Annotated in this window: 5 protein-coding genes and 1 pseudogene; 2 read left to right on the top strand and 4 right to left on the bottom strand. The window is 40.2% G+C overall.

The window, feature by feature from the left end:
* Position 1 precedes the first annotated feature (1 nt).
* From rsmG to tatB, 4 genes and pseudogenes are all read right to left on the bottom strand, one after another.
* A complete protein-coding gene (gene rsmG / locus LS67_RS09105; protein ID WP_231944765.1) occupies positions 2-595 on the bottom strand; it encodes a 16S rRNA (guanine(527)-N(7))-methyltransferase RsmG in 594 nt (197 codons plus the stop codon).
* Complete coding sequence (gene queA / locus LS67_RS09110; protein WP_034328131.1) at positions 595-1,731, bottom strand: tRNA preQ1(34) S-adenosylmethionine ribosyltransferase-isomerase QueA; 1,137 nt, start codon at positions 1,729-1,731, stop codon at positions 595-597. The genes rsmG and queA overlap by 1 nt, the downstream gene beginning before the upstream one ends.
* Positions 1,728-2,507 carry a twin-arginine translocase subunit TatC gene (gene tatC, locus LS67_RS09115; RefSeq protein ID WP_034328133.1) on the bottom strand — a complete coding sequence of 260 codons (780 nt, stop codon included), beginning with the start codon at positions 2,505-2,507 and terminating at the stop codon, positions 1,728-1,730. Before tatC ends, queA begins: the two co-directional genes overlap by 4 nt.
* 322 nt (positions 2,508-2,829) lie before the next feature.
* A pseudogene (tatB, locus tag LS67_RS10275) lies at positions 2,830-3,028 on the bottom strand (Sec-independent protein translocase protein TatB); the annotation flags it as partial.
* 176 nt (positions 3,029-3,204) lie between these two features.
* Between tatB and serS the strand changes: the two are divergent.
* Together serS and LS67_RS09130 are read left to right on the top strand one after the other, a co-directional pair.
* Positions 3,205-4,482 carry a serine--tRNA ligase gene (gene serS, locus LS67_RS09125; protein WP_034328137.1) on the top strand — a complete coding sequence of 426 codons (1,278 nt, stop codon included), beginning with the start codon at positions 3,205-3,207 and terminating at the stop codon, positions 4,480-4,482.
* A gap of 9 nt (positions 4,483-4,491) precedes the next feature.
* Positions 4,492-6,978 carry a tetratricopeptide repeat protein gene (locus LS67_RS09130; RefSeq protein ID WP_034328139.1) on the top strand — a complete coding sequence of 829 codons (2,487 nt, stop codon included), beginning with the start codon at positions 4,492-4,494 and terminating at the stop codon, positions 6,976-6,978.
* Positions 6,979-7,107: the final 129 nt, after the last annotated feature.

The following is a 7,107-nucleotide window of genomic DNA, read 5'->3' on the forward strand; positions in this document are numbered from 1 at the left end:
CCTATATGTCGCGACTATGTTTGTAATAATAAATGCGATTTTCCCGCACGAAGCATTCCTCTACGCTCATACTCGGCATTTCTTTGCGGAACTGCGTGCCTTTATAGAGCAAAAAATACCCATCGCTTTTCATAAATTTACGCGATAATGTGATAAGCATTTTTGCGTCCATAAGGGCGCGTGAGGTAACAAGCGCAATATTATTCACCTCACTAATTGGCAATTCCTGTATGGGTAATGTCTTTACACGCACATTTTCTAAGCCAAGCTGCAAAGCAATATGTTGCAAAAATGAAGCGCGTTTTTGTCTTGGCTCTGTGAGAAAAAAAGTCGAGTGAGGATAGGCAATAGCCAAGGGTATAGCGGGGAATCCGCCTCCAGAGCCTATATCTAGACAACTATCAAAATCATCGATAAACTTAATGGGATAGAGTGAATCATAGATATTTTCTTCCACAGATTCGATGCTGCTTGCACCTGTGAGATTGTGAATCTTATTCCATTTCAAAAGCTCCTCGCCAAAGGTTGCAAGGTGCTTGTAGCAGAGTTCAGGCAGAAAAATGCGCTGATTGTTTAGTCGTTCTTTTAAGTCCATCATAGTATTAACATTCCATCACCATAAGAATAGAATCTATACCCCTTGCTTAGAGCAAGTGTGTAAAGCTCAAGGCATTTCTCCCGCCCTATCATCGCACTCACGAGCATAAGCAAGGTGCTTTTTGGGAGATGAAAATTTGTCAGCAGATAATCCACGCGTTTAAATTCCACACTAGGATATAAAAACATATCACATTCCCCACTTAGACTCTTACATCGCATATAATGCTCCACACATCTAGCACTTGTCGTGCCAACACACAATACTTTGCGCGCATTTTCTATGGCATTTGCACAATTTTTCTCTAATGAGTAGGTTTCTGTGTGAATCTCGTGCTGACGAATATCATCACTCTCCACGCTCATAAATGTTCCCGCACCAATATGTAAGGTAATAAAGCAAGTTTCAAAGCAATTTTGAAGAGATTCTAAACTCCTTTCACTAAAGTGCAATGAAGCGGTGGGTGCGGCGATTGAGCCGAGATTGTGCGCAAACACGCTTTGATAAAATGTTTCATCACTCAAACTATCATCGCGTTTAATGTATGGTGGCAGGGGGATATGTCCGCACACTTCAAGCATAGAAAGCACATCGAGGTAAGATAAGATTTTCTCCCCTTGCATAAAGCATACTACGCGCAATCCATTTCTAAGGCATTCCTTGACTTCCGCGATTATAGGGGGATTTGCGCTGTGCTGCGTATGGCTTATATTTGCGTTGTCTGCTTTAGATTCTGAACTTAGCACAAGCCTACTGCCTATTTTCACACGTCCCTTGATTTGTGCGAGGAAACGCGTAGCACTCGCAGGATGATTTGTGGGATTAACACAATCTAGAGCTTTATGAAAAAATATTTCATATTTTTTTTGACTGAGGCTTTGTGTGTTTGAATCGAGTTTATGCGCGTAGATTCTAGCTTTTAATACCTTTGTATCATTCATCACGATGAGCGTATCTTGTGGCACAAAATCACAAAAATGATAAAAATCGCTATGGATAATGCGCCCACTGCTTCTTTCATATACGAGAAGTTTTGCATTCTCTCGCGGATTGGCTGGATTTTGTGCTATGGCATTTTGTGGCAAGTTGTAATCATAATTTGAAAGCAAAAAATCGCTTGGATTATAGCTCATACTTGCGCCTTCTGTGAGCTATCCTCTATGTCGTCCCCCTCATCATCAATTTCTTGTTCTTTTGGCGCAGGATTTACAAATTTTAGCACAAAAATTGAGACCCCATAGAGCATAATAAGCGGTATGGCTAATAGAATCTGCGAAATTACATCGGGTGGGGCGATGAGCGCGGCGATGATGAAAATTAGCACAACTGCATATTTAAAAAAGTTTTTGAGGCTTTCATCTGTGATAAGTCCCACTTGCCCTAAAAAAAAGCACAGCACGGGTAATTCAAAGGCAATGCCAAAGCCAATAACCAAGCGCGTAAAGAATCTAAAATAATTCTCCGCGGTAATGTAGGCTTCAAATTGGTCGTTGCCAAAGAGTAAAACATTTTTGATGATAAAGGGCAGCACTGCATAGTAGGCAAAAATCACACCCACAGCAAACATTGTCGTGCCAAAAATTACAAAGGGAATTACCACTTTTTTTTCGTGTTTATATAAGCCCGGTGCGACAAAAATCCATATCTGCCAAAAAATAATCGGCATAGAGATGACAAGTGCAGCAAATAGGGCGGATTTCATCGCTATAAATACACCCTCTATCATACCTGAAGCGATAAATTTACCGCGCACATCGTGCCCTAAAACCGAATCTAGCGGTGTTTTGATAAAGGCGAAGATATGCTCCCAAAAGACAAAGCAGACACAAAAGGCTATAAAAAGCACACTGATGCTAATTATAAGCCTTTTGCGTAAGTCTTCTATGTGGGGCTTTAAATCTTCTAGCATTTCTAACTATCCTTTTCTTGTTTTGGCATATGGTGTGAATCTTGCGCCTCACTTGGAGTTATAACCTTTGAATCTTCTAAAGATTTTGTAGATTCTATATCTTTTGAATCTGGTGTGGCACTCACTTGTGTCGTGTTTGGTTTATCGTAGCCTATTTCGGTATTGAGTGTTTGCAAGGTGGAGTTTAGCTCCTGCGTGGATTGCTCTAGCTCCTTTGTGGCATCTTGCAGTGGCTTCACAACAGAATCCGTGCTTATCTCGCGCAGTTTGTCAAGCTCCATATCCTTGGTGAGCTTATTAACCTCATTTGTGAGTGTGTCCTTGTATTTGAGTGCTTCTTTTTTGATTTCTGATAGTTGAATTTCCTTATCAAAAGTATCCTTTGCCTCTGCCATAGTTTTTTTTACCGCACGAAAGAATTTCACAATATCGATTATGGCTTGTGGTAGTTTGTTTGGACCTAGAGCAATTACTGCCACGATGAGAATAACTAAGATTTCAAAAATACCAACACCAAACATAGCACACCTTAAGTTTATACAAAGCGTTATCCCGCACACTTTGAGAGTAGAATAGAACGCGCATTTTATAATAACTTTAGTAATTTTGCGACATTTGGCATATATTTTTCACGCGCCTTTTAGGAATAAAAAATGCTTTTTTGCTACAATAACGAATTTGCAAATAAGGGCGGTAGATGATTGATACAAAGGCTTTAGTGAATGATTATGAGCGAGTATGTGAGCAGTTAAGCATTAAGAAAGTGAGCAAAGAGACTTTGAATGAACTAAAAAACCTCGCTATTTCTTACAAAACCTGCAAGCAAGAGCTTGAGGATCTCCAAGCCTTTCAAAATGATGGTTCGCGAAAGATTGGACAATGGTATAGAAGTGGTGGTTGCCAAGATTTAATTGATGATTTAAAACCGCAGCTTGATGTAAATAAAATCGCTATAAATAAAGCAGAATCTGCTCTAAATACCATAGAAACTAAACTACAAGATTTTCTTTACAATATCCCAAATCTCCCAGATTCTGCTACTCCAGCGGGTGAAGACGAAAACGACAACATAGAGATTAAAAAGGTGCTTGCCCCTAAAGTGTTTGATTTTACCCCAAAGGAGCATTGGGAACTAGGCGTGGCAAATGGCTGGATAGATTTTGAATCTGGTGTGAAACTCGCAAAGTCGCGCTTTTCTGTTTTGCGCGGTATGGGTGCAAGGCTCAATCGTGCGCTTATTAATTTTATGCTTGAATGTAACCAAAAGGCAGGATTTGAATCTGTTGTAACTCCCGTGATTGTCAATGCTCGCGCACTTTTTGGCACAGGGCAGCTACCTAAATTTGAAAACGATATGTTTAAGGTGGATTCTCATTTTGATGATGAGGAAAGTGAAAATGATTTGTATCTTATCTCCACTTCCGAAATCACGCTCACAAATCTTTACCAAGATAGTATTATCCCAAGCGAAAAATTACCTATAATGCTTACCTCACACACGCCTTGTTTTCGCAAAGAAGCCGGGAGTGCTGGGCGCGATACACGCGGTATGATACGCCAACATCAATTTGATAAGGTGGAGCTTGTGGCTATCACTCACCCAAATGAAAGTGCAGCAATGCAGGCAAAAATGGTGCAAACCGCAAGTGATATTTTAAGCGCACTCAATCTTCCTCATCGTTTAGTGCAGCTATGTGGTGGGGATTTGGGCTTTAGCGCGAGTAATACGATTGATATTGAGGTGTGGCTACCCGGGCAAAATTGCTATCGTGAGATTAGTTCTATCTCAAATACGCGTGATTTTCAGGCGCGTAGAGCAAAAATCCGCTATAAAGAAAAAGGTAAAAACGCACTCGTGCATACGCTCAATGGCTCATCTTTAGCGGTGGGACGCACACTTATTGCGATTATGGAAAACTATCAACAGGCTAATGGCGATATAGCTATCCCCGATGTGTTACAAAAATACCTCTAAGGGTGTGTTATGGTAGATGAAAACAATCTCGGCGATGGTTTAGAAATCCAAGATTCACAACCACAAGACAATGCAGAATCTACAAATGTGGATTCTGCACCGGAGGGAGAAAATACTGAATCTAGTAAAGAAACACCAGCTGAAGCAAAAGAAAGCAAGGTAAAAGCTCTCCTTGCGCAAGTAACAGGGAGGATTCAACCCCTACTCACGCAGGTAAAAGAGAATAAGTTATTATTGATAGGGCTTATCGTCATAGCGGTGCTTGTTTTGTTGCTTATTATTGTGTTTATCATATTTGCGTTAAGCGGAGATGATGAAAAAGAGGAGAGTGCTCCACCACCGATTTCGCGCAAGATTGTCCAACCAGCCCCAATTTTGAGCGGACCAAAACGACTTGAAGTTGATGATACCGAGCTTGGCAATATGATAAAAAAGGCAAATATTCTTTACGAACAGGGCGATAAGCTAGAGGCATTAGATATTTTTGATAGTATCGCTGCTTATTCGCAATCAATTGCTTATTATAATTTGGGCGTGATTAAAATAAAAGAGGGGGATTATCAAAAGGCGATTAATTCCTTTGATGGCGCAATTAGCGTGGGAGAGGATATTAGCGTGAGTGCATTTAATGCTGCATATAGCGCGTATATGCTCGGCGATATGAATCTGTATGAATACTATCTCGGCATTAGCTCAAATTATTTGTATCACACAGCAAATCAACCGCTTTATTCTTATCTTTATGGATTGTTGCAGTATTACAAAGGATTCTATTTTGAATCTCTCTCGCCTTTTTTAAATCCTAGCTCTCAAAGTTACAGCACAGAATCTAAAAGACTCGCCTCGGAGGTATTTTTGATTTTTGGCGATGAGTATAATGCCCTCGCACAGCTCAAACAAGCCTCAAATAGGGACGATAATCTCGCTATTGCACTTTTGCACGCTAGACTTGGCGAATATGGACAGGCAAAGCAGTATCTTTATGAATACCTTGGTGCCCACCCGGGCGACCCACAGGCTCTAATGGCTTTACAGCTTATTGAGCTAAAGGGGGGGAATTACAAAGAAGGTGCGCTGATTTTAGATAGGCTCAATGCGAAAGAGGAGGACGCAAAGGTATTTGATGTGTATCCTATCAAGGCGAAGTTGCGCGATGAGTTGTTTGACATCAATCTTGCCCAAGAGAATTTTTGGAATCGTCGCTTTGAACATAATAAAATGCTTGGCTATAAGATTCTGTTTTATTATGCTCCATTTTTAGTTTTTGATGCTAAACAGGCTTTGGCGATTATTGATGATGGGAATCTTAATGCGTATTCGAGCAATATAGAGAGCGCAAAGAGTATATTGCAAGAGGGGCAAAAGGTTTCGCAGATTAATAATCATCTTGCGAACGATCTGCGCTCTTTGGCACTTAATCAGGATATACGCGATACGATTAAATCAATGGAAAAATCTCTTAAAACTTATCCAAATCATTCTGTTTTGCACTATGATGTTGGGCTTTTGTATGCACAGATGAACGATTTTGACAATGCATATTTGCATTTTATTCGTGCATATCATTTAGATTCAAACAACACTATGGCGGGAATTTTTGCGCTTATGTGCGCGGAGCTGACATACAGAGACAGGGCGCGCTTGATTAACTCCATTTCAAATGATTTAGCAGAGATTGATTTCACAAATCAGGTCGAGAATCAATTTTTACTTTCGCTTTTTCGCTATACAAGTGATGCTCCGGCAGATTCGCTTGATTGGCTTAATGATATGAAAAAGCAGCCTGTTTTTGAGCGCAAACCTATCTATTTCGCGCTCGAAGCGGTGTATGCGATATATACAAACAATGATAAGCAGCTAGTTGATGCGTTTGAGTATTTGAAAAAGATCTATGCAAAAGATGTGGTGGCAAATACGATGTATGAGCTAGGCAAACGTTTTAGACTAAATCTTAAAGATGTTGCCCTGCAAATGAATGCAATGTATAAGGATAAAAAGCTCGATATGAATTCTATCTACTATGGACCATCTCTTGCGCGTGAGTTGTATATCTATGTGGGATTTGTAACGGGCTCTTTGCGCTCAATCCAAGAGGAGCTAGAAGCAAGGCTCGTTGTTGAGACACGCACAAATAATGGCATTTTACAAGCCTTAGCACTTTCAAATATTTATAGTAATGACTTTGAAAAGGCTTTCGCGCTGTATAACTCACTGCTTGATGACTTGCACGAGGAAGATTCACAAACGCGTTTCTTGTCCGCTATTGCGGCTATGGGCGCAAATCGCCACGAAAACGCCGTGGCGTTGTTGCAGCTTACAAAAAATGAATCTCCTACAAATTTTGAAGCTCGTTATGCGCTAGGACTACTCTACCAAGAGGGCAAAAATATGCGGGCAGCCACGCAGCATTATGATAGGCTTGCCAATAGTAAGTTTGAATCCGAATTTTTTGACTTTGAGATTGATACGAGTTATTTGCTTGATGTTAAAGATTAAGTAAGGCATATAGAGTAATTTCTCATATCGTGTGCTCTACTTAATGTATATTTGAAAGATTTATCATTAGGATTCACTCTGCCCTATATAATCGGTCTATTTTTTACCACATTTGCACTTGTAGGTGTA

This window comes from Helicobacter sp. MIT 03-1616 (assembly GCF_000765685.2).
Taxonomy (GTDB): domain Bacteria; phylum Campylobacterota; class Campylobacteria; order Campylobacterales; family Helicobacteraceae; genus Helicobacter_C; species Helicobacter_C typhlonius.